This window comes from Cellulomonas terrae (genome assembly GCF_007990265.1).
In the GTDB taxonomy this organism is placed as follows: Bacteria; Actinomycetota; Actinomycetes; order Actinomycetales; family Cellulomonadaceae; genus Cellulomonas; species Cellulomonas terrae.
In genome coordinates this window covers 124,698-150,986 of sequence record NZ_BJWH01000004.1, presented here as the reverse complement: position 1 = coordinate 150,986, position 26,289 = coordinate 124,698, and the positions used below count along the sequence as shown (strand labels likewise).

Annotated in this window: 24 protein-coding genes; 10 read left to right on the top strand and 14 right to left on the bottom strand. The window is 74.9% G+C overall.

The genetic code is table 11. The features are described 5' to 3' along the window. Nucleotides 1-11: 11 nt before the first annotated feature. The 5 genes from hpf to mtrA form a co-directional block, all read right to left on the bottom strand. Nucleotides 12-641 carry a ribosome hibernation-promoting factor, HPF/YfiA family gene (hpf, locus tag CTE05_RS06215; protein WP_146845244.1) on the bottom strand — a complete coding sequence of 210 codons (630 nt, stop codon included), beginning with the start codon at nt 639-641 and terminating at the stop codon, nt 12-14. Nucleotides 642-845: 204 nt separating this feature from the next. After that, the gene (locus tag CTE05_RS06210) at nt 846-1,577 is read right to left on the bottom strand and encodes a ComF family protein (RefSeq protein WP_146845243.1); all 732 of its coding nucleotides are present in this window, start codon (nt 1,575-1,577) and stop codon (nt 846-848) included. Between the two features lie 72 nt (nt 1,578-1,649). Beyond that, a complete protein-coding gene (locus tag CTE05_RS06205) occupies nt 1,650-3,305 on the bottom strand; it encodes an LpqB family beta-propeller domain-containing protein (protein ID WP_146845242.1) in 1,656 nt (551 codons plus the stop codon). Then, nucleotides 3,302-5,014: an MtrAB system histidine kinase MtrB gene (gene mtrB, locus CTE05_RS06200; RefSeq protein WP_146845241.1), complete on the bottom strand. Its 1,713-nt coding sequence runs from the start codon at nt 5,012-5,014 to the stop codon at nt 3,302-3,304. The genes CTE05_RS06205 and mtrB overlap by 4 nt, the downstream gene beginning before the upstream one ends. A gap of 19 nt (nt 5,015-5,033) precedes the next feature. Continuing rightward, entirely contained in the window at nt 5,034-5,717 is a 684-nt protein-coding gene (gene mtrA / locus CTE05_RS06195; protein WP_055912929.1) for an MtrAB system response regulator MtrA, read from the bottom strand. A gap of 188 nt (nt 5,718-5,905) precedes the next feature. Here mtrA and CTE05_RS06190 point away from each other — a divergent pair, with 188 nt between their 5' ends. The 6 genes from CTE05_RS06190 to CTE05_RS06165 are packed head-to-tail and all read left to right on the top strand — an operon-like array spanning nt 5,906 to nt 12,411. Further along, nucleotides 5,906-7,048, top strand: coding sequence for a glycerophosphoryl diester phosphodiesterase membrane domain-containing protein (locus tag CTE05_RS06190; RefSeq protein ID WP_146845240.1), 1,143 nt, complete (start codon nt 5,906-5,908; stop codon nt 7,046-7,048). Further along, nucleotides 7,045-7,713, top strand: a complete 669-nt coding sequence (locus CTE05_RS06185; protein WP_246123341.1) for a DUF4129 domain-containing protein — start codon at nt 7,045-7,047, stop codon at nt 7,711-7,713. Before CTE05_RS06190 ends, CTE05_RS06185 begins: the two co-directional genes overlap by 4 nt. An 8-nt stretch (nt 7,714-7,721) precedes the next feature. Next, nucleotides 7,722-8,912, top strand: a complete 1,191-nt coding sequence (locus tag CTE05_RS06180) for a DUF4350 domain-containing protein (RefSeq protein ID WP_246123339.1) — start codon at nt 7,722-7,724, stop codon at nt 8,910-8,912. Beyond that, entirely contained in the window at nt 8,909-9,919 is a 1,011-nt protein-coding gene (locus CTE05_RS06175) for an AAA family ATPase (RefSeq protein ID WP_146845238.1), read from the top strand. The genes CTE05_RS06180 and CTE05_RS06175 overlap by 4 nt, the downstream gene beginning before the upstream one ends. Nucleotide 9,920: 1 nt before the next feature. Further along, nucleotides 9,921-11,213, top strand: a complete 1,293-nt coding sequence (locus tag CTE05_RS06170; RefSeq protein ID WP_146845237.1) for a DUF58 domain-containing protein — start codon at nt 9,921-9,923, stop codon at nt 11,211-11,213. A 31-nt stretch (nt 11,214-11,244) separates the two neighbouring features. Continuing rightward, the gene (locus CTE05_RS06165) at nt 11,245-12,411 is read left to right on the top strand and encodes a winged helix DNA-binding domain-containing protein (protein ID WP_146845236.1); all 1,167 of its coding nucleotides are present in this window, start codon (nt 11,245-11,247) and stop codon (nt 12,409-12,411) included. On the opposite strand, the gene CTE05_RS06160 is transcribed toward CTE05_RS06165, so the two are convergent. Further along, the gene (locus tag CTE05_RS06160; RefSeq protein ID WP_146845235.1) at nt 12,412-13,401 is read right to left on the bottom strand and encodes a stage II sporulation protein M; all 990 of its coding nucleotides are present in this window, start codon (nt 13,399-13,401) and stop codon (nt 12,412-12,414) included. 50 nt (nt 13,402-13,451) lie between these two features. Between CTE05_RS06160 and CTE05_RS06155 the strand changes: the two genes are divergently transcribed. After that, nucleotides 13,452-14,267 carry an RDD family protein gene (locus CTE05_RS06155; protein WP_146845234.1) on the top strand — a complete coding sequence of 272 codons (816 nt, stop codon included), beginning with the start codon at nt 13,452-13,454 and terminating at the stop codon, nt 14,265-14,267. A 6-nt stretch (nt 14,268-14,273) separates the two neighbouring features. Here CTE05_RS06155 and ahcY read toward each other — a convergent pair whose 3' ends face one another. The 5 genes from ahcY to CTE05_RS06130 all read right to left on the bottom strand — a co-directional run bounded on the left by ahcY (nt 14,274) and on the right by CTE05_RS06130 (nt 18,262). After that, complete coding sequence (gene ahcY / locus CTE05_RS06150) at nt 14,274-15,752, bottom strand: adenosylhomocysteinase (protein WP_146845233.1); 1,479 nt, start codon at nt 15,750-15,752, stop codon at nt 14,274-14,276. 152 nt (nt 15,753-15,904) lie between these two features. Further along, the gene (locus CTE05_RS06145; protein ID WP_146845232.1) at nt 15,905-16,114 is read right to left on the bottom strand and encodes a Trm112 family protein; all 210 of its coding nucleotides are present in this window, start codon (nt 16,112-16,114) and stop codon (nt 15,905-15,907) included. Continuing rightward, nucleotides 16,114-17,577 carry a phosphomannomutase/phosphoglucomutase gene (locus CTE05_RS06140; RefSeq protein ID WP_146845231.1) on the bottom strand — a complete coding sequence of 488 codons (1,464 nt, stop codon included), beginning with the start codon at nt 17,575-17,577 and terminating at the stop codon, nt 16,114-16,116. The genes CTE05_RS06145 and CTE05_RS06140 overlap by 1 nt, the downstream gene beginning before the upstream one ends. Nucleotides 17,578-17,616: 39 nt before the next feature. After that, on the bottom strand, nt 17,617-17,889 hold the full coding sequence (locus tag CTE05_RS06135; protein ID WP_146845230.1) for a hypothetical protein: 273 nt from the start codon (nt 17,887-17,889) through the stop codon (nt 17,617-17,619). Nucleotide 17,890: 1 nt separating this feature from the next. Further along, complete coding sequence (locus CTE05_RS06130; RefSeq protein WP_146845229.1) at nt 17,891-18,262, bottom strand: DUF3499 domain-containing protein; 372 nt, start codon at nt 18,260-18,262, stop codon at nt 17,891-17,893. Between the two features lie 75 nt (nt 18,263-18,337). Here CTE05_RS06130 and CTE05_RS06125 point away from each other — a divergent pair, with 75 nt between their 5' ends. Then, nucleotides 18,338-18,835 (top strand): metallopeptidase family protein, encoded by a 498-nt coding sequence (locus CTE05_RS06125; protein WP_246123337.1) that lies wholly within the window; start codon nt 18,338-18,340, stop codon nt 18,833-18,835. Between the two features lie 21 nt (nt 18,836-18,856). Further along, nucleotides 18,857-19,729, top strand: coding sequence for a glycosyltransferase (locus tag CTE05_RS06120; RefSeq protein WP_146845228.1), 873 nt, complete (start codon nt 18,857-18,859; stop codon nt 19,727-19,729). A 1-nt stretch (nt 19,730) separates the two neighbouring features. Here CTE05_RS06120 and CTE05_RS06115 read toward each other — a convergent pair whose 3' ends face one another. The 3 genes from CTE05_RS06115 to CTE05_RS06105 form a co-directional block, all read right to left on the bottom strand. Then, nucleotides 19,731-21,365 (bottom strand): DUF5719 family protein, encoded by a 1,635-nt coding sequence (locus tag CTE05_RS06115; RefSeq protein ID WP_146845227.1) that lies wholly within the window; start codon nt 21,363-21,365, stop codon nt 19,731-19,733. Beyond that, nucleotides 21,362-24,883, bottom strand: a complete 3,522-nt coding sequence (locus CTE05_RS06110) for a glycosyltransferase family 2 protein (RefSeq protein ID WP_146845226.1) — start codon at nt 24,881-24,883, stop codon at nt 21,362-21,364. The genes CTE05_RS06115 and CTE05_RS06110 overlap by 4 nt, the downstream gene beginning before the upstream one ends. A gap of 66 nt (nt 24,884-24,949) precedes the next feature. Next, nucleotides 24,950-25,279 carry a WhiB family transcriptional regulator gene (locus CTE05_RS06105; RefSeq protein WP_146845225.1) on the bottom strand — a complete coding sequence of 110 codons (330 nt, stop codon included), beginning with the start codon at nt 25,277-25,279 and terminating at the stop codon, nt 24,950-24,952. A gap of 222 nt (nt 25,280-25,501) precedes the next feature. On the opposite strand from CTE05_RS06105, the gene CTE05_RS06100 reads away from it, so the two are divergent. After that, a complete protein-coding gene (locus CTE05_RS06100; protein WP_246123335.1) occupies nt 25,502-26,260 on the top strand; it encodes a TIGR03089 family protein in 759 nt (252 codons plus the stop codon). Nucleotides 26,261-26,289: the final 29 nt, after the last annotated feature.

The window sequence follows — 26,289 nt, the reverse complement described above, 5'->3', positions numbered from 1 at the left end:
GATCGAGCCGGTCAGCCGGCGACCGTCGCGAGCGGTGCCGCGGTCACCGCGGCGTCGAGCTTGATGACGCCGTAGCTCCAGCCGCGCCGGCGGTACGCCACGGACGGCTGGGCGGTCTCGGCGTCGATGAACAGGAAGAAGTCGTGGCCGACGAGCTCCATCTCGTAGAGCGCGTCGTCGACCGTCATCGGCTGCGCCTGGTGGACCTTCTCGCGGATCACCACGGGCGAGTCGCCGAGCGTCGTCTCGACCGCGGCGTCCGGGTCGACCGGTGCGGGAGCGGCCGGCTCCGGCTCGGGGGGCCGGACGTCGACGGGGGCGATCGGAGTGTGGTTGCGGTGGTCCTTGCGCCGGTCACGCGTCCGACGGAGTCGCTCGAGGAGCTTCCCGAGGGCCAGGTCCAGGGCCGCGTACCGGTCGTCCGCGCAGGCCTCCGCACGGATCACGGGGCCACGGTCGACGACGGTGAGCTCGACACGCTCACTGCTGCCTGCCTGACGGGGGTTCGTCTCGTGCGACACGACGACATCGATGCGCTGGGCGCGGGGGGCCAGCTGCTCGACTTTCGCGAGCTTCTGCTCGACGTGCGCCCGGTACTTCGGGAGCACCTCGGTGTGCCGGCCGGCAACCACGATCTCCATGTGAGCCTCCTGAGAGGGTCAGGGGCGGGTCGTGCCCGCCCGGGGGTGACAGTGCGATGGGCTGCCCCAGGGGGCAGTCGGGCGGCGTCACCTCCTCCCGCGGCCGGCCCGGTCGACCCGTGGGGGTCGGTCCGCGCTCGCCGTCGGCTCAGTACCCCACGCTAACCCCGCACCACCGCTCGAACCACCCGCGCCGCGCACTGATCACCCTGTGGACAGCCCTCGCGGGAGCCGGGGCGCACCCCGGGGGTCGGGGGTCGAGGCCAGCGTCACCGCGCCGATGACCTGGGCGCCGGCACGCTCGAGCGCGGAGCGGCACGCGGCGAGGGTCGCCCCGGTCGTGAGCACGTCGTCCACGACGAGGACGCGCCGGCCGGCCAGTCCCGTGGCGTGCCGCGCCGGGACACGGACCTGGCCGGCGAGGTTGCGCGCACGCGCCCGGGCGCCGAGCCCGACCTGGTCCTGACCCCGCGCCCGGGCGAGCACCGGTGCGACCCCGGCGGCCACGCCCCTACGCGCGAGACCGTCCGCGACCCCCGCCGCGAGCGCGTCCACGACGTTGCCGCCCCGGCGTCGACGTGCCGCCGCCGTCGACGGGCTGGGCACCACGAGCAGCGTGCCGGCCCCGACGTCGGCCGACAGCCCCGCGGCCGCGCTCGCGAGGGCGGCGGCGAACGGGCGGGTCAGGTCGAGCCGGCCGCGGTCCTTCCACGCGATCACGGCTCGTCGGACCGGGCCGGTGCAGTCGGAGAGCGTCCACACCGGCAGCGGCCCCCGTCCGTCCAGGCGGTCGAGACGCGGAGCCCGGTCCTCGCACCGCCAGAACCGAGCCGCGAGCAGGGCCCCGCACGCCGCGCACCACGCGACGTCGTCGAGCCCGCAGCCCGCGCACTCGACCGGGAGGAGCAGACCGAGCAGCTCACGCGCGAACGTCATGGGCGGAGCGTGCCCACCCCAGGGTGCGACGCGCGCCCGACGTGGGGACGACGGTGGGCTGTGGGCGGCTCGTCAGCCGGGGAACGACGGGTACGACACGCCCGTCACACCGAGGATCTGCGCCCAGGTGGTGCCGAACCTGCGCAGCTCACCGTCGGTCGTCGTGACGTAGATGACGGTGCTCCCGGCGAGGTCGGCGAGGTTCGCGACCTCGGGCAGCGGCCTCGTCGGGCCGGCGACCGGGACGAGGTGGACGTTCGCGCTGCCGACGGACCTCCCGACGACCGCCAGCGTCGACTCCCCCGACCAGACGACCGACGACGCGTCCACCAACGACGCACCCGCCCGGACCGGGGACCCCAGCTGCTGCGGCGCGCCGGAGTCGTCACGAGTGATCGCGGCGATGTCCACCTGGACACCGTCGGCGCCCGCGGAGACGACCGCGATCCGGACGCCGTCACGCGCCACCCGGACCGCACGGACCGCCCGGCCCTCCAGCCAGTCGGCACCCACCTGGACCGACGGTGCTCCGACGCGCGCAGCGACGAGACCGCTGGCCGGCTGCGCCGTCCACGCCCAGTCGAACCGGTCGACCGACGGTGCCGCCAGGCTGGACCCGGTCACGAGCTCCTGCGGGCCGACCTCCGCCGTCGGCACGGTGGTCAGCCGGTTCGGGCCGGACAGCATCACGCGCACGGAGCCGTCCTCGTTGCGTGCCGGGCTGCGCGGGTCGAGCCCGTCGAGAGTGTCGAGGCCGGGCACGGGCTCGATCTGGCCGTCGGCGAGCGCGACGAGCCGGTCGTCCTGCACGAGCTCGAGGTTGCTCGACGGACCGGGACCGCTCTCCAGGCTCGCCGAACCCTCCAGCGGCACGTCCCGGGCGTACACCTGCACCGAGCTGATCCCCCGCACGGGTCGCAGGCTCGCCTCGATCTGGGCGATCAGCAGGTCACGGTCCGCCCGGGTCACGGCGAGCGCGGGCTCCAGCCGGACCGCCGCCACACCGTCGTTCTCGTCGATGAGCACGGCCTCCGGGTTGAGCTCGACGCCGTCGGGCACCGCCGTCACGACGGCGTCCTGCAACCAGGCCGACGGCCCGGCGAGCAGCTCGCTGACGATGGACGTGCTCAGGTTCTTCTGCGGGAACCAGCGCTCCTCCGGGACCAGGAACCTCTGGTCCGGCGAGACGAAGTACAGGGAGGCGGGGCGGTACAGGCGGGCGAAGTCCTCCTGCTGGAGGATCAGGCCGGGCGGCGTCGCGGCGATCCGCCACTCGTCGGCGTCGTTGCGGACCATGCCGAACGTCACGGACTCGCGACCGTCCGGCGGCGCCTCGGCGTAGACCCCGCTCTCGCCGACGCGGGCCTCGACGGGGACGTCGATCGTGACCTCGGTCTCCGTCGTGGTCGGTGCAGGCTCGACGGCCCCGGAGACGAGCACGCCGGCCGTGGGGTCCCACGTGGTCTTCGCCTCGCCCGCGAGGTACTCCCGGGCCGTCCCGAAGTTGTCGGTGAAACCGGCGGCGCCCGCGGCGAGGAAGCCGTCGACGATCTCGGCCGGGGTGTCCCCCGGCTGCGGCCCCTCGGCGAGCACGTCGATCTCCGACGGCTCGGTGACCTCCGTGTCACCCTCCTGGACGGGTCCCGACGTCGGGATGGCGGTGCAGGCTGCCAGGACGACGACCGCGCCGAGGGCGACGGTGGCGCGACGGAGCCGGTGCGCGATCATCGGACCTCCTGCCGCTCGTCGTCGGACAGCGCGGAGTCGAGGTCGTCGGACCCCATCTCCGGGAGCGCTGCCGGGTCGTTGTGCGGGCGGGCCACGATCCTCAGGGAGCCCGTGATCGGCGACTCCTCCGGCTGCAGCGGCAGGGGTGACGCGGTGAGCCGGATCCCCGCGCGCCGCGGGAGCGTGAGCCGGAAGCTCGCACCGCGGCCGGGCCTCCCCCACGCCTCGAGCCAGCCGCCGTGCAGGTGGGCGTCCTCCAACGAGATGGCCAGCCCGAGCCCCGTGCCGCCCGTCGTGCGGGCCCGCGCGGGGTCGGCCCGCCAGAAGCGGTCGAACACGTGGGCGGCCTCGTCGGGGGTCATGCCGACCCCCCGGTCGCGGACGGTCACCGCGACCGCGTGCGCGTCGGCGCCGACGGTGACCTCGACGGTGCTGCCCTCCGCGTGCTCGACGGCGTTGACCAGCAGGTTGCGCAGGATCCGCTCGACCCGGCGGGGGTCGATGTCCGCGACGCAGCGCTCCTCGGGCACGACGACGTGCAGCCACGCACCCCGGCGCTCGGCGAGCGGGGCGGCGTGGTCGACCGCCTGGATCACGACGTCGCGCACGTCGCGCCCCTCGGCGTCGAGCATGGCCGCGCCCGCGTCGAACCGGCTGATCTCGAGCAGGTCCGCCAGCAGGTCCTCGAACCGGTCGAGCTGGGTCTGCAGGAGCTCCGCAGAGCGCTTCACGGCCGGGTCGAAGTCCTCGCGCGAGGCGTGGATGACCTCCCCGGCCATCCGGATGGTCGTCAAGGGGGTCCGCAGCTCGTGCGAGACGTCCGAGACGAACCGTCGCTGCAACGTGGACAGCTCCTCCATGCGATGGATCTGGTCCTGGAGGCTGTCGGCCATCTCGTTGAACGAGCGGGCCAGGGTGGCCATCTCGTCCTCGCCCTTCTCGGGCATCCGCTCCGACAGGTGCCCGTCGGCCAGCCGCTCGGCGACCTCCGCCGCGCGACGCACCGGCCGGACCGTCTGTCGTGTGACCAGCCACGTCATGCTCCCCAGCAGCACGACGAGCGCCACCGCGGCGAGGCCCAGCGTGCGCTGCAGGAAGTCGAGCCGGTCCTGCTCGGACTGCATGCTGTACAGGAAGAAGAGCTGGTACGTCCCGTCGACGGGCACGATCACGTCCTGCCCCACCATCACCCCGGGCGAGACGCCCCCGGTCTCCCGCGGGATCGCCACGGACTGCCAGCGCTGTCCACCTTCCGCCGTCGCCAGGCGCAGCTCGCGGCTGACGAGCGGGACGAGGGCCTGGTCCGTCGCGGCACCGGGGATGAACATGTCACCGCCCTGCTGCCCGGGTGCCCGGAGCAGGAACACCTCGCGACTGTCCGAGCCGCCGGTGCGCTGGGCCTCCACGACGTCCCGCTTGAGACGCTGCACGTCCGCGCCCGTCGCTGCGGTCGAGGAGTCGAACGTGGTCTGCGCCTGGAGCGTGGACCGGGCGCTCTCCTGGAGGACCTGCTGGAGCCGGTCGTCGAAGAGGCCGGCGGCCGTGCGGGCGCTCACGTAGGCGCCGACGAGGGTGAGTGCGACGAGGCCGATCGCCAGCGTCGAGGTGATGACGCGGAGCTGCAGCGACGAGCGCCAGGCCCGCGTCCACGAGCGAGCCCGCCGCCTCGACCGTGCCCGGAGCAGCCGCCAGGCGCCGCTCACCCGCACGGGGCCGCACCTTGCGACGTCACGTCGAGGCCACGCCCGCCTTGTAGCCGACACCACGGACGGTGACGACGATCTCGGGCTGCTCGGGGTCGTTCTCGATCTTCGAGCGCAGACGCTGCACGTGCACGTTCACGAGGCGGGTGTCGGCGGCGTGCCGGTAGCCCCAGACCTTCTCCAGCAGCACCTCGCGTGTGAACACCTGCCACGGCTTGCGCGCGAGCGCCACCAGCAGGTCGAACTCGAGCGGCGTCAGCGAGACAGGACGACCCGCCCGCGCGACCCGGTGGCCGGGCACGTCGATGGTGACGTCGCCGATCGTCAGGTGCTCGGGCGCCGGCTCGTCGCTGCGGCGCAGCCGGGCACGGACGCGGGCGACGAGCTCCTTGGGCTTGAACGGCTTCGAGATGTAGTCGTCCGCGCCCGACTCCAGGCCGAGGACCACGTCGACCGTGTCGCTCTTGGCCGTGAGCATGACGATGGGGACGCCCGACTCGGCGCGGATCTGCCGGCAGACCTCGTTGCCGTCCTTGCCGGGCAGCATGAGGTCGAGCAGGACGAGGTCCGGCTGTGTGGCGCGGAACACCCCGATCGCCTCGTCACCGTCCTCGCAGAACACCGGGTCGAAACCCTCCGACCGCAGCACGATGCCGATCATCTCGGCCAGCGCGGTGTCGTCGTCGACCACCAGCACGCGTCCCTTCATGGCGGCATTCTCGCACCGCACAGGCCCGGACCTGGGCCACCTGGCGCTGCGACCTGTCCCGACGCGGACAGATCACCCGGTCGCGCGTCCCGGGACCGTGCCGTCGTGGCACGATGATTCCTCCGTGGGGGGCCCGACGACGGCGCCCCCGACCGCCTGCACCACGACAGCCGAGGAGCCGCGCTCGCATGACGAGCCCGCACGACGACGCCCCGCGACCGCCCTCCTGGGCGGCCCCCGCAGGCCCGGGAGCACCGCCGCCGGAGGCCGCGCCGCAGCCGGGCCCGCCCGTCGCACCCCCGCCCCCGCCCCCGTCCGGCTGGGGGCAGCAGGCACCCGGCGGGTACGGCTCGTGGGGCCCGACGGCGCCGCCGCCGCCCGGGGTCTCGTGGCGTCCGCAGGCGCTGCAGCCGGGGATCATCCCGCTGCGCCCGCTCGGGATGGGCGAGATCTACGACGGGGCCTTCCGGGCCGTCCGGGCCAACCCGCGCGTGATGTTCGGGCTCGCTGCCCTGGTGGTCACGCTGGCGGTCGTCCTGCAGTCCGTCATCCAGTGGTACGTCAAGGGCATCCTCGCGCCGCAGCTCTCCGACCTCTCGGTCGACCTGGACCCGTCCGGGCAGATGGGCTTCGCCGAGCAGCTCGGCTCCTCGATCGGCCTGCTCATCGCGGCGCCGGTGACGACGATCGCGACCACGATCCTCACGGGACTGCTCATCGTGTCCGTCAGCCGCTCCGTCCTCGGCCAGGTGGCGACCGTCGGCGAGGTCCTGCGCTCGTGGCGCGTCTGGCTCGTCGTCGCCTTCACCTTCCTCAGCGGGATCGTCGTGCTCACGGCGCTCACCGTGCTCGTCATGGGCGTCACGCTGCTGGCCGTCAACGACCAGGTCGCCCTCGCGGTGGTGCTGGGGCTCGGCGGCGCGCTGGCGTTCGTCGTCGCCGCGGTCTGGTTCACCACGCGGACGCTGCTCGTGCCGCCCGCACTGATGCTCGAGGGCAAGAAGTTCTGGCCGACCATCACCCGGGCGTGGCGGCTGACCTACCACGGCTTCTGGCGACTGTTCGGGATCTACCTGCTCACGACGATCCTCGCCGGGATCATCGCGCAGATCATCGTGTTCCCCGCGACGCTCATCGCGCAGCTGGTCCTGCGGGACCCGACGGCGACGTCGTTCGGCTCGGTCGTCGTGATCGGCATCGCCACCGTCATCGCCTCCACCCTGTCCACCACGTTCGTGTCGTCGGTGGTGGCCCTGCTCTACATCGACGTCCGGATGCGCCGCGAAGGGTTGGACGTCGAGCTGGCCCGCGCGGCCGAGACCACCGCGTGAGCGTGCTGGCCCGGATGGTGGCGGGCGTCCCCGTCGACCCCGACGCCCCGACGGCGCGCCGCTGGGCCACCGAGGAGCTGCTCGACCCCGTCTACCACGAGCAGCGCTCGCTGCTGGCCAGCCTGCTGGACTGGATCGCGGAGCAGCTCGCCGGGCTGCGGACCCCCGCGGCGCTCAGCCCTCTCGCGGTCCTCGCGGTCGTCCTGGTGCTCGTCGCGGTCGTCGGGATCGCCTTCCTCGTGGCAGGACCGGTCCGCCTGTCCCGCCGCGGCGGTGCGGACCGGAGGGTGCTGGCCGACGGGGACGCTCGGACGTCCGACGAGATCCGGGCCGCCGCCGACGCCGCGGCGACCGCGGGCGACTTCGCGACGGCCGTGCTCGAACGGTTCCGCGCGATCGTGCGCGGGCTCGAGGAGCGGGCCGTGCTGGACGAACGCGCGGCCCGGACGGCGCACGAGGCGGCGCTCGCCGCGGCGGCCCGGCTCCCGGCGCTCGGCTCCGAGCTCGTCGCAGCGGGCCGCACCTTCGACGACGTCGCCTACGGGGACGTGCCGGCGACCGCGCAGGACGAGGTCCGGCTGCGCGGTCTCGACGCGCGCGTCCAGGACGCACGGCCGACGCCCGCCACCGAGGTCACCGACCTGGCCGTGGCGGCTCCCCGATGAGCACCCCGGTGACCACCGTCCACGACGCGGTCGTCGGCGACGGCACCTCGACCCGCGGCCGGTCGGCGCAGCGGTGGCGGCGCGCGCGCTGGCCGTTGGCCCTGCTGGCTCTGGTCGTCGGTGCGGGCATCCTCTCCGCGCTGCCCGAGCCGCGGACCTCGACGCTGACCCTCGCGCCCGACAACCCCGGCGACCTGGGCGCCCGCGCGGCGGCCCAGATCCTCGCCCGCGAGGGCGTGGACGTCCGGTACGTGCGTCGGGTCGCCGACGTCCGGACGCTCGCCGGCCCCGGCTCGACGGTGCTCGTCGTCGGCGACTACCTGCTCACGGACGAGCAGGTCGACGTCCTGGACGCCACGGGCGCGGACCTGGTGCTGGCCGACGCCGGGTGGGCGCTCGGCGTGCTCTCCCCCTCGCTCGCGTCGAGCGGGGTGGCGCCCGCCGAGGCCGAGGTCCGTGCCGCGGCGTGCGATGACCCCGACGCGGTCGCGGCCGGCACCATCACGGCGGGTGGCGGCCTGCTGGCGACCGGGCCGGGCGCGGTGGTCTGCTTCCCCGCCCCCGGCACCGGGACGGACCAGGGCGGTGCCTACGCCGTGACCGAGTCCGACGGACGCCGGATCGTCGGGCTGGCCGACATGGCGCCGCTGACCAACCAGCACCTCGCGGAGCAGGGCAACGCCGCTCTGGTCCTGCGCGCGCTGGGCAGGCACGAGCGGCTCGTCTGGTACATCCCGTCGCTCGACGACACCGGCGGCGGCGGCGAGCAGGAGCCCTCCTCCGGCCAGCTCCTGCCCCCGGTGGTCCCGGTCCTCGCACTGCAGCTGCTGCTCGTCCTCGTGGTCACGGCCCTGTGGCGCGGCCGCCGGCTGGGCCGCCTGGTCACCGAGCAGCTGCCGGTCGTGGTCCGTGCGGGCGAGACGACCCGCGGCCGGGGACGCCTGTACCGGCGCGGGCGCTCCTACGGGCACGCCGCCGCCGCCCTGCGTGCCGGCACGGCCGCACGCAGCGCCGCGCGGCTCGGGCTGCCCGGCTCGGCCGGGGCACCCCTCGTCATCGACGCGATCGCCCGCGCCGCCGGGCGCCGCCCAACCGACGTCGAGGCGCTGCTGTACGGACCCCCACCGACCGACGACCGCGGGCTGACGCAGCTGGCCCGTGACCTGGACCATCTCGAGAGCGAGGTTCACCGAACGTGAGCGACCAGAGCCCTTCGTGGGGCGCGACTGCACCCCCCGCCCCACCGCACCAGCCGTCCGAGGACCTCCGTGCCGCCCTGGGTGCCGTGCGCACCGAGGTCGCGAAGGCGGTCGTCGGGCAGGACGCGGCCGTCAGCGGCCTGGTCATCGCACTGCTGTGCCGCGGTCACGTGCTGCTCGAGGGCGTGCCGGGCGTCGCCAAGACGCTGCTCGTCCGGGCGCTCTCGGCCGCGCTCGACCTCGACACCAAGCGCGTCCAGTTCACCCCCGACCTCATGCCCGGTGACGTGACGGGCTCGCTGGTGTACGACGCCCGGACCGCCGAGTTCTCGTTCCGCGCGGGCCCCGTGTTCACCAACCTGCTGCTGGCCGACGAGATCAACCGCACGCCCCCCAAGACGCAGGCGTCGCTGCTCGAGGCGATGGAGGAGCGCCAGGTGTCCATCGACGGCACCCCGCGGCCGCTGCCCGACCCGTTCCTGGTCATCGCGACGCAGAACCCGGTCGAGTACGAGGGCACGTACACGCTCCCGGAGGCGCAGCTGGACCGTTTCCTGCTCAAGCTGGTGCTGCCGCTGCCCGAGCGCCACGAGGAGATCGAGGTGCTCACCCGGCACGCCGCCGGGTTCGACCCGCGCGACCTCGCCGGCGCCGGGCTGCGTGCCGTCGCCACGCCGGAGATGCTCGCGCGCGCCCGGGCCGAGGTCGGGCACGTGCAGATCGCGCCCGACGTCCTCGGCTACGCCGTCGACGTCTGCCGGGCGACGCGGCAGTCGCCGTCCCTCTCGCTCGGGGTCTCCCCCCGGGGCGCCACGGCGCTGCTGGCGACCTCCCGCGCGTGGGCCTGGCTGTCCGGCCGCGGCTACGTGACGCCGGACGACGTCAAGGCGCTCGCGCACCCCACGCTGCGCCACCGCGTCCAGCTCCGCCCCGAGGCGGAGCTCGAGGGCGTCAGCACGGAGAGCGTCCTCGACACGGTGCTCGCGTCCGTCCCCGTGCCCCGCTGACATGGCCCTCACCTGGCGCGCGGTCGTCCTCGCCGCGCTCGGCCTGCCGGTGGTGCTCGTCGTGCCCGCCACCGGCACCGTGATGCTGTGGACGCTGCTCGTCGTGCTCGTGTGCGTCGTCGACGTGGCGCTCGCCGCGTCCCCCCGGCAGGTCGCGATCCGACGGGAGGTGCCGTCGTCGGTCCGCCTCACCGAGCCTGCGACGTCCACGCTCACCCTGACCAACCTGGGCGCCCGCCGGCTCCGGGCCCTGGTGCGTGACGCGTGGCCGCCGTCGACGGGCGCGCAGAGCGACCGGCACCGCGTGGACGTGCGACCGCGCGACGGTGCCCGGGTCCGGACGGTCCTGGAGCCGACCCGTCGGGGGGACGCGCACGCGGACCGCGTCACCCTCCGGACGCTCGGGCCGCTCGGCGTCGCGGGTCGCCAGGCGTCGATCGACACCCCCGGACGGCTGCGCGTGCTGCCCGAGTTCGCCTCGCGCCGGCACCTGCCCAGCCGGCTCGCCCGGCTGCGTGAGCTGGACGGGAGGGCGTCGGTGCAGGTCCGCGGCCCCGGGACCGAGTTCGACTCGCTGCGGGAGTACGTCATCGGCGACGACGTCCGTGCGATCGACTGGCGCGCGACGGCCCGGCGGTCCGACGTCGTCGTGCGCACGTGGCGCCCGGAGCGCGACCGCCGGGTGCTCATCGTGCTCGACAGCGGCCGGACGTCCGCCGTGCGGGTGCTGGACGCGCCCCGGATCGACGCGTCGATCGAGGCCGCGCTGCTGCTGGCCGCGCTCGCCACGAAGGCCGGCGACCGGGTCGAGCTGCTCGTCTTCGACCGCCGGGTCCGTGGGCGCGTGGCCAGCGCGACCGGTGCCGGGGTGATGGCGTCGTTCGCCGACACGCTCGCCCTGGTCGAGCCCGAGCTCGTCGAGACGGACTGGCCCGGGGTCGTGGCCCAGGTGCGTCAGCGGCTGAGCCAGCGGGCTCTCGTCGTGCTGCTCACCGCACTCGACCCGGCGGCGGTGGAACAGGGGCTCCTCGGGGTCGTCGGACAGCTCACCGAGCGGCACCAGGTGGTGCTCGCGTCGGTGTCCGACCCCGAGGTCGACGCCTTGCGGACGGCTCGCACCGGAGCCGCGGCGGTGTTCGACGCTGCTGCCGCCGAGCGCGTGGGGCTCGAGCGCGCGGCGGTCGCGGTGCGCCTGCGCCAGCGCGGCGCCGAGGTGGTCGACGCCCTGCCGGACCACCTGGCTCCCCGGCTCGCGGACACGTACATCTCCCTGAAGGCGGCCGGGCGACTCTGACGGTGTCGGCGACCCCCGATAGGTTCCGAGGGTGCCCGACCTGCTCACCCGCACGCACCTGAACCGCGCGCTGCTCGCGCGCCAGCACCTGCTCGCGCGCCGGTCCTGTCCCGCGACCGAGATGGTCGAGCACCTGGTGGGACTCCAGGCGCAGAACGCGTGGTCGCCCTACGTCGGGCTGTGGAGCCGCGTCGCGGGGTTCCGACCCGAGGAGCTCGGCGACGCCTTCTGGGACCGCCGCGTCACCCGGATCGCGGTGATGCGCAGCACCATCCACCTCGTCACCCCGGCCGACGCCCTGCTGCTGCCCGGCCTCGTCGCCCCGCTCCACGCCAAGGACCTGCTGGTCAACGCGCAGCACAGCGCGGCGCTGCGCACGCTCGACGTCGGCGAGGTCACCGCCGCCGCCCGCGCGCTCGTCGAGGAGGAGCCGCGCGTCACCACCGAGCTCGGACGTCTGCTCGCGCAGCGGTGGCCGGACGTCGCCCCGAGCACGCTCGCCTACGCCGCCCGCGGGACGCTCCCCCTGGTCCAGGTGCCACCGCGCGGCGTGTGGGGACGCTCGGGTGCGACGACGTGGACCACCGCCTGGTCCTGGTTCGGGCCGGAGCTCACGGCTGCGACGCCCGACCTGGCCGACCCCGAGGTGCTCGCCACCGAGCAGGAGCGGTTCGTGCGTCGCTACCTCGCGGCGTTCGGTCCGGCGTCGGTCGCCGACCTGCAGAGCTGGTCCGGGCTCACGGGGATGAGGGCGGTGGTGGACCGGCTCGACCTGGTCCGGTACCGCGCCGACCCGTCCCCGGGTGGCGTGCGCGAGCGCGAGGTCCTCGACCTGCCAGGAGGGGTGCTGCCCGACCCGGGAACACCGGCGCCGGTGCGCTTCCTGGCGGACTACGACAACGTGCTCCTCGGGCACGCCGACCGCACCCGGATCGTCTCGCCCGCCCACCGGCCGTACCTGGCCAGCCCGAACGGCGTCGTGCCGGCCACGTTCCTGCTGGACGGCCGCGTGGCGGGCACCTGGGACGTCCCGCGGGACCCGAGGCTCCGCGGCACCGTCACGCTCACGGTGCGCCCGTTCGCGCGGCCGACCGCCGACCAGCACGACGAGCTCCGTGCCGAGGCGCAGGACCTGGCCGAGCTCATGGCACCGGGCGCCGACGCGCGCCGGGTCGTCGTGGTCGACCCCGAGGTCTGATCAGCCGGCGGTGGCCAGGACGTAGCCGGCGCGGTCCGCCTCGAGGTCACCGGTGTGCCCCGCGCGGACGGCCCGACGCCCGAGCACCAGCGTGTACGCCCAGAAGCCCGCCAGCGCGACCGCCCCGATGCTCACCTTGACCGCCCACGGCAGGCCCGAGCCGGTGACGAAGCCCTCGATCAGGCCCGAGACCGCGAGCACACCGACCAGCCCGAGCGCGACCGTGAACAGGGCGCGGGCCTCCTCGGCCAGTGCGCGGCCGCGGGTCCGGGGCCCCGGGTCGATCCAGGTCCAGAAGATCCGGAGGCCCGCCGCGCCGGCGACGAACACCGCGGTCAGCTCGAGCAGACCGTGCGGGGCGATGAGCTGGAGGAAGACGTCCAGGTGACCGTGGTAGGCCATCATCCCGCCGGTCGCGCCGACGTTGATCGCGTTCGTGGCCTGGAAGTAGACCGGGCCGATCCCGGTGATGCCGGTGGCGATGCAGACGGCGGTCAGCCACGCGTTGTTGGTCCAGACCATCGCCGCGAAGCCCGCACCGGGCGTGTAGTACTCCGCGAACGAGCTCTCGACGTACTCCTGCTGCTGGCTCGGGGTGCCCATCGCCGCGAGCGCGTCCGGCTGCGTCGCCACCCAGATGCCCGCGGTGACGGCGAGCAGGAGGAAGGCCACCATGACCGCGACCGTCCACCACCGGATCCGGTAGAGGGCCGCGGGCAGGGCCACCATGACGAAGGCGGTGACGTCGCGCCAGCTCGGCTCGTGCGTGCCCGCGATGGCGGCCCGGGCGCGTCCGACGAGCATCGACAGGCGGGTCACCATCTCGGGGTCGGGGGCGGCGGAGCGCACGCTCGACAGGTCGGTGGCGACACCCTGGTAGAGACGCACCAGCTCGTCGGCCTCCGCACCCGTGCGCCGGCGCAGCCGCACGAGCTCCTCGAGCCGCGCCCAGTCGCCGGCGCGTGCACGTTCGAAGGCGTCCAGGTCCATGGCGCACAGCCTGCCATCCTCGGCGCCCGCCACCGGTTAACCTGCCCCCCATGGACGGCATCCTCACAGGCGAAGGCGTCCTGCTCGACGCACGCCCCACGTCGGCGGCGACACGTCTGCTCGCGGCGCTGCTCGACCTGGGCGTCCTCGCGATCGGCCTGATCGTCGTGCTCGTGGCCGTCAACGGTCTCGGTCCCGACGTCTCCGAGGAGCTCGGCCGGATCCTCGTCATCGTCCTGCTCGCGACGATCATGGTGGTGCTGCCCACCACCGTGGACACGCTGACCCGCGGTCGGTCGCTCGGCAAGCTGGCGACGGGCATCCGCATCGTGCGCGACGACGGAGGCCCTCTCGTCTTCCGGCAGGCCCTGGTGCGGGCCCTCGTCGGCGTGGTCGAGCTCTGGCTCACCCTCGGCACCGTCGCCCTGATCTGCTCGATCGTCCACCCGCAGGGCAAGCGCGTGGGCGACATCCTCGCGGGCACCTATGCCGTCCGGGTGCGCGGCGCCGCCAAGGTGCGCGCGGCGGTCGTCATGCCCCGGCACCTCGCGGGCTGGGCGCACACGGCGGACCTGGCCCGTCTGCCGGACGGCCTCGCGCTGTCGGTCCGGCAGTTCCTCGGCCGTGCGGTGACGCTGCACCCGGCGTCACGCGTCCAGCTGGGCTCCCAGCTCACCACCGAGGTGCAGCGTTACGTCCACCCGCTGCCTCCGCCGGGCACCCACCCCGAGGAGTTCCTGGCAGCCGTCCTCGCCGAGCGGCGGGAGCGCGAGCTCGCGGCACGGCTGCGTGCCGGGCAGCGGGACGCCGCGGAGTCGTCGCAGCTGCACCGACTCCCCCACGGCGTCCCGGACCCCGTCAACTGAGCGGTCTCAGTAGCGGTAGTGCTCCGGCTTGTACGGTCCCGCGACGTCGATGCCCAGGTACTCGGCCTGCGACTTCGTCAGCTCGGTCAGCCGCACGCCGAGCGCGTCGAGGTGCAGCCGCGCCACCTTCTCGTCGAGGACCTTCGGCAGCCGGTAGACCTCGCGGGCGTAGTCGTCCGGCTTGGTGAACAGCTCGATCTGGCCGATGACCTGGTTGGAGAACGAGTTGCTCATGACGAACGACGGGTGCCCGGTGGCGTTGCCGAGGTTGAGCAGGCGACCCTCCGAGAGCACGATGACGGACCGCTCCGGACCGACCTCGTCGGCCGGGAACGTCCACTCGTGCACCTGCGGCTTGATCTCGGTGCGGACGATCCCCGGGACGGCCGCGAGTCCGGCCATGTCGATCTCGTTGTCGAAGTGCCCGATGTTGCCGACGATGGCCTTGTTCTTCATCCGGGCCATCTGCGCCGCGGACACGACGCCCTTGTTGCCGGTGGTCGTGATGACGAAGTCGGCCTGGTCGATCACGTCGTCCAGCCGCGCCACCTGGTAGCCGTCCATCGCCGCCTGGAGCGCGCAGATGGGGTCGACCTCGGACACGATCACCCGCGCGCCCTGACCCCGGAACGCCTCCGCCGCGCCCTTGCCGACGTCCCCGTAGCCCGCGACGAACGCGACCTTGCCGCCCATGAGGACGTCGGTGGCGCGGTTGATGCCGTCGGGCAGCGAGTGCCGGATGCCGTACTTGTTGTCGAACTTCGACTTGGTCACGGAGTCGTTGACGTTGATGGCCGGGAACAGCAGGCGGCCCGCCTCCGCCAGCTGGTAGAGCCGGTGCACGCCCGTGGTCGTCTCCTCGGTGACGCCCTTGATGTCCGCCGCGATCGTCGTCCACCGCTGCGGGTCGGCCGCGAGCGACCGGCGCAGCGTGCCGAGGATGACGAGGTGCTCCTCGGAGTAGCCCTCCTCGCCCGGCAGCGGGTCGGACGGCACCGCACCCGCGGCCTCGTACTCGACGCCCTGGTGCACGAGCAGCGTCGCGTCGCCGCCGTCGTCGAGGATCATGTTCGGGCCGGTGCCGCCGGGCCACACCAGGATCTGCTCGGTGCAGTCCCAGTACTCGTCGAGCGACTCGCCCTTCCAGGCGAACACCGGCACGCCGGCGGGCTCGTCGACCGTGCCGTGCGGGCCGACGACGACGGCCGCGGCCGCCTCGTCCTGCGTCGAGAAGATGTTGCACGAGGCCCAGCGGACCTCGGCGCCGAGCGCGACGAGCGTCTCGATCAGCACCGCCGTCTGCACCGTCATGTGCAGGGACCCCGCGACGCGGGCGCCGGCGAGGGGCTGCGTCGGCCCGAACTCTTCCCGGAGCGCCATGAGTCCGGGCATCTCGTGCTCGGCGAGGCGGATCTGGTGCCGACCGGCCTCGGCGAGGGTCAGGTCCCGGACCTTGTAGCGGCCGGGGAGCTCATCGAACGACATCTCACTCCTGGGGGTGCGATCGGTTGCGGGCGCGACGCACCAGGGCTCTCGCCCTGGTCGTTCGCGCCGGCGCGACCCCTCTCGGTCTGCGGGCATCACCCACGCCGTCCGGGCCATGCTAGCCCCGGGTGAGCGGTGTCACAGCAGGTTCGTCAGCCCCGGGGGACCGGCACGCCCTCGTCCACGAGGAGGACCGGGATCCCGTCGCGCACCGGGTACGCCAGGGGGTTGTCCGGGTCGGTCGACACGAGCGTCGGCGCGCCGTCGGGACCCACCCCGTCGACCAGCGTCGCCCCCGTCACCGGGCACCGCAGCAGCTCACGTGCCCAGGGCTCCAGCGAGCGCCCCGTCGACCCGGCCATCAGCCCTCCCCGTCCTGCCGCACCAGCGCGAGCACGTCGTCGCGGACCTTCTCCATGATGTCCTCGTCGGCCGCCTCGACGTTCAGCCGCAGCAGCGGCTCGGTGTTGGAGGCCCGCAGGTTGAACCACCACTGCGGGTGCCCGTCCCAGTGCGACACGGTCAGCCCGTCCAGCTCGTCGACCTGCACCGGCCCGGCGCCCTGCTGCGTGACGTACGCCTCCACCACCCGGGCGCGGGCGGCGGCGACGTCGGCGACGCGGGAGTTGATCTCCCCGCTCGCCGAGTACGGCTGGTACTGCTCCGACAGCGCGGACAGCGGGTGCGGCTGCCCGCCGAGGGCCGCGAGCACGTGCATCGCGGCGAGCATCCCGGTGTCGGCGAAGAAGAAGTCGCGGAAGTAGTAGTGCGCGCTGTGCTCTCCCCCGAAGACGGCGTCGTTCTGCGCCATCTCGGCCTTGATGAACGAGTGGCCCACCCGCGTGCGGACCGTGGTCGCACCCGCGGCCGTCAGCAGGTCCGGGACCACCTGCGACGTGATCAGGTTGTGGATCACCGTCGGCGTGCGGCCCGCGGCGCGCTCGCGCTCGACCTCCCGCAGCCCCACGAGGGCCGTGATCGCGGACGGGCTGACCGGGTCGCCGTGCTCGTCGATGACGAAGCAGCGGTCCGCGTCCCCGTCGAACGCGAGCCCGAGGTCGGCGTCGTGCTCGACGACGGCCGCCTGCAGGTCCCTCAGGTTCTCGGGCTCGAGCGGGTTGGCCTCGTGGTTGGGGAACGTGCCGTCCAGCTCGAAGTACAGCGGCACGACGTCCAGCGGCAGCTCGGCCAGCCCGGCACCGGTGCCCAGGACGGCCGGCGCGGTGAAGCCACCCATGCCGTTGCCCGCGTCGACGACGACCTTCAGCGGGCGGATGCCCGACAGGTCCACCAGGGACCGCAGGAACGACGCGTACTCGGCGAGCAGGTCGCCGTCCTCGACGCTCCCCCGCTGGTCGGCGTCGACCTCGGGCACGGAGCCGGCGAGGTAGTCACCGGCCAGCTCGCGCACCGTGGTCAGGCCGCTGTCCTGGCCGACCGGGCGGGCACCGGCGCGGCAGAGCTTGATCCCGTTGTACTGCGCCGGGTTGTGGCTCGCCGTGAACATCGCGCCGGGGATTCCCAGCGAGCCGGAGGCGAAGTACAGGCCGTCGGTCGACGCCAGGCCGATCCGCAGGACGTCGACGCCCCGGGCGGCGAGGCCGTCGGCGAACGCCGCCACCAGCTCCGGCCCGGACGGACGCATGTCGTTGGCGATGACCACGCGGGGACGGTCCGTGGCCTCGGGGAGCACGACCACGTCGGCGAACGCGGCGCCGATGGCCCGGGCGACGGAGGGGTTGAGCTCGCTGGGGACGAGGCCCCGGACGTCGTACGCCTTGATGAGGGCGGACAGGTCGACACGTTCGGCTGCAGGGGAGGTCACCTCGTCATCGTACCGGGGTGCCTGACGCCTCCCGGCAGGTCAGGCGTCGCCGACGACGTCCTCGCGGTCGAGCGGCACGCCGTCGCCGTCGAGCGGGAACCAGTTGCGCTGCTCGCACGCGGGGCACGACACGAAGACGACCTGGCGACCGTCCGCGAGAGCCATCCGGATCCGCGTCAGGTCGGTCTCGCCGCACCGCAGGCACGCAGCGGTCCCGGGCACGCCCGGTCCGGAGGGCTGGCTGATGGAGCCCAGCGGCTCGCCCGCGCGCTCGGCACGGGCGCGGGCGGCCTCGCCCTTGCGGCGGGCCACGTCAGCCCTCGCCCCGCAGCACCCGCAGGTGCCCACGACGCGGTGCGTCGTTCAGGACGGCGCCGACGGCCTCCGGGAGCGGCGCGGGCTCCGGCTCGGTGCGCCTGCCGGCCTCGCGCACGGCGTCCGCCAGCGCGAGCAGGTCGTCCCGGCTGGGGGGTGCGGGAGAGAACTCCGGCGTGAGCCGGACGACCTCCCACCCGCGCGGGGCCGTGAGGCGCTCCGCGTGCTCGACGCACAGGTCGTACGAGTGCGGCTCGGCGTGCTGCGCCAACGGGCCCAGCACCGCGGTCGAGTCGGCGTACACATAGGTCAGCGTGGCCACGGCCGCACGGCCACAGGCCGTGCGGGAGCACTGCCTCACGGATCTCACGGGCTGACCGTACCCCCGAGGGACGACAGGCCGTGTCCCCCACGCCGTCGCCCGCCCGCGATCTACAGTGCAGAGGTGAGCTCAGCACCGCCCCCACCCGCCCGCCGGCCTCCCGGCATCGGCCGTCGCTCGGTCGCGCTGCCGACCACGTCCGTCGTGCCCGTGCGCCGTCGCGACCGGCGCGGGCGCGGGCCGCGGGGGCCGCTCATGCCGAGCACCATGCCCGCGTACCGCACCCGGGCCGAGCGGTTCGACGACCTCGTCCTGGACGCCGTCGAGCGGATCGAGCGGACCTGGGCGCGACAGCTGCAGGGCACCGAGTTCGCCGTCGAGGACGTGCCCCCGTCCAACCCCGCGCCGTGGGAGCACGGAGGCGTCCCGCTCGGGCGGTACTTCCCGCCCGACGCCGGCCTGCCCGCGCGGGTGGTGATCTACCGGCGACCGGTCGAGTCGCGCGCGTCCGACCCGTTCGACATGGCCGACCTCGTGCGCGACGTCGTGGTCGAGCAGGTCGCCCACCTGCTGGGCCGCTCACCGGAGGACGTCGACCCGCGGTACGGCGACGCGGGTTGAGCCCACTAGCCTCTCCTCACGATGAGCTCCTCCGCCTCTCCCCCTGAGTCCCCTCCCACCGTCCGCGTGGTCTGCGTGGTCTACCACCCCGGCGACGAGCTGGCGACGTTCGCACGGACCCTGGCCACCGCCTCCGCCGCACCCGTCGAGCTCGTCATCGTCGACAACGGGACCGACCCCGCGGTCGCGCGCGAGGTCGCCGAGGAGGTCGGGGCGCACCTCGTCGCCCCCGGGGCGAACCTCGGCTACGGCGGCGGTGCCAACCTGGGCGCGGCAGGTGCGACGGCACCGTGGATCGTCGTGGCCAACTCCGACATCGAGTGGCAGCCCGGCGCGCTGGACGCGCTCGTCGCCGCCGGGGACGCCGACCCGCGCGCCGGGTCCGTCGGACCCGCGCTGCTCAACACCGACGGCACCGTCTACCCGTCCGCGCGCGAGCTGCCGTCGCTGACGCAGGGAGCCGGGCACGCGCTGTTCGTGCGGGTCTGGCCGGGCAACCCGTGGACCCGCCGGTACCGCGCGCACGAGCAGGACACGGGGACGCGCCGTGCCGCGGGCTGGTTGTCGGGGGCCTGCCTCCTGCTGCGACGCGAGGCGTTCGAGGCCGTCGGCGGGTTCGACGACGGGTACTTCATGTTCTTCGAGGACGTCGACCTCGGCGAACGGCTCGGCCGTGCCGGGTGGACCAACCTCTACGTCCCGCAGGTGCAGGTCACGCACGTGGGTGGCACGTCGTGGCGGGCCCGGCCGGCGCCGATGATCTCCGCGCACCACGCGAGCGCTGCCCGCTACGTCGGGCGCCGGTACCCGCACTGGTACCAGTGGCCGGTGCGCCGGGCAGCGGTCCTCGGGCTGCGAGTGCGCGAGCGTGCGGAGCTGCGCGCCGCGGGGTGAGTCAGCGGGTGCCGAGCCGCGGGTCCTCGCGGACCGCGACGTCCGGGGTGGTGTGCGGCACGGGCACCGGGTCGAGCACCGAGACCAGGACGCCGTCGGGGCGGTCCGCCTCGGCGACGAGGGCCCACGCGATCGCCACCTCGGCGTCCTCCTCGGTCACCAGGTCCACACCCACGACCCCCGCGGGGACCGACGGACCCGAGCCGAGCTCGGTGACCGCGAGGTCGCCGCTCCCGGTCGCGAGCTGGTCGACGGACCAGGCCCCGGTCGAGCCGGCGTCCAGCCGCAGCCGGCGCTCGGCCAGCACCCTCCCGTCGGCACCGAGCAGCCGCAGGGTCGCCGTCGCCGGCCCGCCCGCCGTCGGGTCCGTGCCGGTGGCGACGGCCCCGGCGACCAGCGTGCCGCGGGTACCCGACGGCACCGCCACGACGCCGCTGCGGCCGACCGCGGTCGACGCCGCCCACGCCCGCTCGACGCTCGGCACGTCGTCCAGCTCACCGACGGACCCGGGACGCGTCAGCACGGCGGAGGCCAGCACCGGCTGGTCCGCGTCGACGACCGCCGTGTACGCACCGGCGGGCAGGCCGCCCAGGGGCACGTCCGTCACCTCACCGGGCACGAGCGTGACCGACTCGGCACCCGGCAGCTCGGTGACGCCCGTCGGTCCGAGCAGCGTCACGGTCGCGGTGGTGCCGGTGTCCCCCGGCGCCAGCAGCCGCAGGGAGGGCGCGGACAGGTCGCCCACCGTCGAGTCGACGACCGCGAGCCCGGGGACCACCTGACGTCGGGCAGGCGCCGCTCCCGGGACCACGAGCTCGGTCCCTGCCGGGGTGAAGCCGTCGATGGCCGAGTCCTGGACGTGCGCGCCGACCCGACCGCCCGTCGCGGAGACGTGCACCGCCAGCCGCCGCTGCTCGGCGGCGATGCCGCCGAGCACGACGACCCGCTGCGCGCCCGGCGCCACCAGGAACCGCTCGCCGCTGAGGTCCACCGGACCCGACGGACCCCAGATAGCGAGGGTCACCTCGGCCGGTGTCGAGCCGGCGTTGCTCAGCACGAGCTGCGCGGTGCTGGTCAGGTCGGTGGCGCCACCGAGCAGCCAGGCGTCGGCGGTCGGCTGCTGGCAGGACGCAGCCGCCAGGCCGCGCAGGTCCCCCGCGGTGACCAGTCCCGCGCTCGCCGCTGCCACCCGGGCGGGTGCCGTCCCCGGCTCGGCGCGGACGACCTGCGGTCCGGCGACGTCCGGCACGACCGTCGCGCCGCCCCCGCCGGGCAGCGTGGCGGTGACTGCGGACCGGTCGAGCGGGGCCACGGTCGCCGCGGAGCGTGCGTCGCGGTCCGGGACCGACGTGAGGACGGTGACGGTCGAGACGGGTTCGACGGGCGTGGGGTCGAACGCGGAGTCGCCCCTGCCGGTGTCGTCGGGCTGGATCAGCGGGCCGGCACAGACGAGCGTCGACGCGGTCGGCGGCACGGCGATCTCGGTCGTCGCGACGGTGTCCGTGCCCGCACCGGGGAAGCGCGCACCGGCGACGACCACGAGGACAACCAGCCCGAGGACGGCGAACCCGGACACCGCGCGCGCCGTGCGTGCGAGCCAGACCTGTGCCCGCGAGCCCGTCCCGGGGCCGCTCATGCGCGCACCCCCCGACGCCGACGCACCGGCACCGCGAGGAGGATCGTGACCAGCGCGACGAAGCCCTGCAGCGCGAGCCACAGACCGCGGTCGGGGTCGTCGTACCGCACGACCAGCTCGCCCGCGTCGGCACCGAGGTCGAACGTCTGCCGCCACCCGCCGTCCACCGACCGCAACGACCGGCCGTCGAGCGTGGCGTGCCAGTGCGGGTCCGCGCGCTCCGCCAGCACGAGCAGGCGGTCGGCACCGCCCGCGGGCACCGCGGTGTCGACCGAGCGCCCGGACGACGCCACCGGCACGGCCGCGGCGGACGGGTCGGTCACGTCGGCGTCCGCGGGCAGGATCCGGGCCCACGAAGGGACGACCGACGGGGCGGCGACGCCGGCGGCGGGCGCGGTCGCCTGCACGCGCCACAGCGTGCCCGTCGCGTTCTGCGTCACCCGCTCGAGCCCGGCCGTCGAGTCGAGCCGGCTGACGAGCTCCTCGCGCTGGGCGGCGGCGACCTGCGGCGACACGTCACCGAGGTCGTCGGGCAGCGGGGGCACGACGACGTCGGCCACCGCCAGCGCCGCGAGCTCGCCCGCGACGTCCCCCGTCGCGGCGGACGCCAGCCGGGCGACGAGCTCGTCGACCTCGCGCGTGGCGGCGTCGTCGGCCGTCACCTCGGGCGTGAGCAGGTCGCCGTGCAAGGTCCGGGTCGTCTCGGCGGCCGCCTGGTCCACGAGCTGCGGACCGTCGGCGCGCATCAGCTGCCACGTCACCGTCGACGGCCCGTCACCACCCGGTTCGATGCTCACCGCGAGCACGCGGGACGACAGCGCCGACGCCTGCGCCTGCTGACCGACGGCGGGCACGATCGCCCGCTCCATCGCGCGCAGCGCGACGGCGTCCCCCGTGCGCGCCTGCCACACCCACGAGCCGAGCCACACCGCGGGCACCGCCACCGCGACGACGGTCAGGAGCGCGACGAGCGGCTGCCGCCACCCGAAGGTGTAGGCCGCGAGGCGCTCGCGCAGCTGGTCGACGCCGAGCACCGCGGCGGCGAGCAGCCCGGCGCCGGCCAGCGAGAGCGCGGGACCGGCCCACCCGTACGCGACCGCCTCGTCGGTGACCGCGACCGGGACGGCGACCACGATCGTCGCGGTCGCCACCCCGATGCCCGCCACGAACCACGCGCCGCGGACCGCGCGGGCGACGGGTGCGCCGCGCAGCAGAGCCAGCACGGCCAGGAGCAGCACGACCGCGCCGAGCGCGAGCGGCCAGACCGTGGCGACCGCCTCCGGCAGGGCGCCGGGGACCAGCGACGACGCGTCCGTCGGGACGCCGAGCAGGCGGCTCACCGGGTCGGCCGCGGGCGCCGCGCTCGGCAGCCCGGGGTCGGCGACCAGGAGCCGCCAGCCGGCCAGGCCGCGCCCCGCCGCCTCGACGAGGGTGGGACCGAGCAGGACGATCGCCGGCACGGCGACGAGCAGGACCCGGCCGCGCCGCCGCGGGGCGCAGAGCGCCACGACGCACAGTGCCAGCAGACCGGGGACGAGAAGGCTCGGCGCCGCGGCCACCAGGAACGCGAACCCGATCGACGCGGCGGCCGCGGCGGCGATGGAGCCGGTCGGGTCGGGTGCACCGACGAGCTCCGACGGCTCAGGGTCGGTCCCGACGGGTGCCGGGGCGTCCCCGGAGACCCGGGGTGTGGGCACCGTCGGCGTGCCCCGGACGGGGGTCTCGACCGCACCCTGGTCGACGTCGTCGTCGTCCGCACGCCGCGCGGTCGCCACGCCCGACAGGACCTGGTCGACCCGCTGCGCACCGACCGCCCGGACGAGGCCCAGGGCGACCCACGGCAGGGCGACATGGGCCACCACGGCGCCCAGCCGGCCGTCACCGAGGCCCAGGAGCAGGGCAGGAGCACCGGCCCAGACGACCGCCGCCCACGCACGGACGCCGACGGACCGCGTCGCGGCACCGGCCGCGGCCCACGCCCCCAGCCCGGCCAGCACCACCGAACCGAGCAGCAGGAGCGCGACGGCCGTCGCCGACGACCCGCTCAGCAGGGCGGTCGGCACGGTCAGCGCGGTGAGCAGCGCGTCGGCCGGCCCCGGACCACCCAGCCCGTCGGGGACCCAGCCTGACGTCGCCGACGTCCAGAGGTCTCCCAGGCGGGCGCTGCTCGGGAGCAGGGCGGCACCGACCAGGCGAGCCCCACCGAAGGCGGCCGCGACGAGGGGACCGAGCCCGACGCCCGCCGCGGCGACGAGAGCGGTCGCGACGACAGCCAGCGTGATGCGTCGCCGGGTCGCGACCGCTGCCAGCTCGCGCAGCTCCAGCTCGCTCGGCGCCTGCGTGACCCGACGGGCCTCGGCCCGCGCGAGCCGCCGGTCCCGGGCCTGCGACCACACGTCGCGCCAGCCGGCCTGCAGCGGTCGCAGCGCACGGCGCGGCAGTCGTCGGCTGCGGGTCGCGCGGAGGCGGGAGCGGACGACACCGTCGGGCCGGGCGAGCGCGACCAGAGCGGCCCGGACCTCGTCGATCGCCAGGCCGGGCTGCTTGGCCGCGAGCTGACCGAAGGCACGCAGCAGGGCACCGAGCAGCGCGGCGACGGCGACGAGCGGCACCAGAGGGAGCGGCGCGGAGACGAGCCGGCTGTGCACCAGCGCCCGCCGGCGGGCGGCGAAGGACCGGCGCGGGTCCGCGCGGTCGTCCTCCCCGTCCCCGTCCCGGTCGACGGGTCCGCCGCCGGCGGCGACCGCGTCCGACCGCAGCCCGAGGTACCCGGCCTGGGCGTGCCGGACCACGGCCGACGGCACGACGATCACGCGGTGCCCCGCCAGGCGCGCCCGGCGGGACAGGTCGAAGCCGTCTCCGAAGGGTCCGAGGAGCGGGTCCGTGCCCCCGAGGTCGGCCCAGACGTCCCGCCGGACGAGCGCACCGGCGATCCCGACGCCGAGGACGTCCTCCCGGCCGTCGTGCTGGCCCTGGTCGAGCTCGCCCGGCTCCACGTCCGTCATCCGGCGGCCCGACCGCGACGAGCGCAGCCCGACCTCGAGCAGCCGTTCCGGATCGGTCCACGTGCGCTGCTTGACGCCGGCCACGGCGACCGACGGCGCATGGCTCACGGCGCGCACCAGCTCGGCGAGGGCGGTCGGCGCGGGGGCGCTGTCGTCGTGCAGCAACCAGAGCCAGGTGGTCGGGAGCCCGTCGTCGGCCTCGAGGGCGCGGCGGACCGCGTGCCCGAACGTCCGCGCGCCGGGCGTGCGCACGACGCGCAGGGTGGGCGTCGCGGAGCCGCCGGCGGCGGTGAACGCACTGTGCAGGAGCTGCTCGACCGCCTCGTCACCGTCGTCGGAGACGTCGACGAGCAGGACCCGCAGCGGCCGACGGGTCTGCGCCGCGAGGGCAGCGACCGTGGCTGCCAGGTACGGGGTACGGCCGCGCGTCACGACGACGGCCGACACCGGCGTCGTCACCGGTGTGGAGGAGGTCGCGGTGGGCAGGTCCACCGGCAGGAGGGTGTCAGTCATGCTCGGAACATCATGCCGTCGCGCGGGTCGGGACCCGCGCGCGACACTCCCCGCCGGCGCAGACCGTCAGACGACACGCCGCTTGAGCTTGCGCCGCTCCCGCTCGGACAGGCCGCCCCAGATGCCGAAGCGCTCGTCGTTCTGCAGGGCGTAGTCGAGGCACTCCGAGCGCACGTCGCAGCCCGTGCACACCTTCTTGGCCTCACGCGTCGAGCCGCCCTTCTCGGGGAAGAACGCCTCAGGGTCGGTCTGCGCGCACAGGGCGCGCTCCTGCCAGCCCATCGGTCCCTCGTCCTCGAGGGCGCCGAAGATCGGCAGGACGTTGGAAGCGTGCGTCTGTGCACTCCTCCGTGCGTCCGACGGGAAGATCTCGTCGTTGTCGAGCAGATTCCACATGCGTGCCTCCGTGCGGTTTTCTTGCTGGTTCAACTGCTCGTTCCAAGGCTCGGCGTGCGACGCTCTCCGAGTGCCGCGGGTGGTGCTCGCTCATGAATCCGTTCTAAGGAATTACACGCGTGTCGTTCGCGTTGGTCAAGCGGAGACGTGGTAACTGTCCGGTTTTGTCGGGTGAACTTGCCCCGGACGGGTGATCCGGGCGTGTCGATCTAGGGTGGAGCGGTGCCCCTGACGACGATCGCCGACCTGCTGGACCTGCTGACCCGCGAGCCCGGACGGCCGCGGATCACCTGGTACGGGGACGCCGGTGAGCGCGTCGAGCTGTCCGGCGCCGTCCTGGAGAACTGGGTCAACAAGACCGCCAACCTGCTCGTCGAGGAGTTCGACTCCGCCCCCGGCACGCGCGTCCGGCTGGACCTGCCGGGGCACTGGCGGACGGTCGTGTGGGCGCTCGCCACCTGGCGTGTCGGTGCCTGCGTCGTGACCGGTGACGGGAGCGCCGACGTCACCGTGACCGACCGTCCCGACCGGCACCCGGGGGTCCGCGACCTCGTCGTGGTGTCGCTGCCCGCGCTCGCCCGGCGGTACGAGGGGACGCTGCCGCCCGGCGCGATCGACGCGGCCGGCGCCGTCATGACCTACGGCGACGTGCTCGGCTGGGCTCCCCCGGTCGACCCCGCCGCCGCCGCTCTCGACGACGGCGCACGGCAGGTCACCCACGCCGAGCTCCTGGCAGGGCTCCCCGGCGACGAGCCCTCCGCGCGCGAGCGTGCGCTCCTGCCTGCCACCACCGGACCCGGGGTCGACCTCGTGACCGAGGTCGTCGGCGTGCTCCGCGGCGACGGGTCGGCCGTCGTCGTGTCCGCCCCGCTGGCCCAGCAGCTCCGGGACGACCCCGCGCGCTCGGCGCTCCTGGTCTCGAGCGAGCGGGTCACGACGCAGTCCCTCGGGACGCCCGACCGCCCGGGCACCTTCCGGTAGCGCACGGCGGCACCTATGTTCGCTGTGTG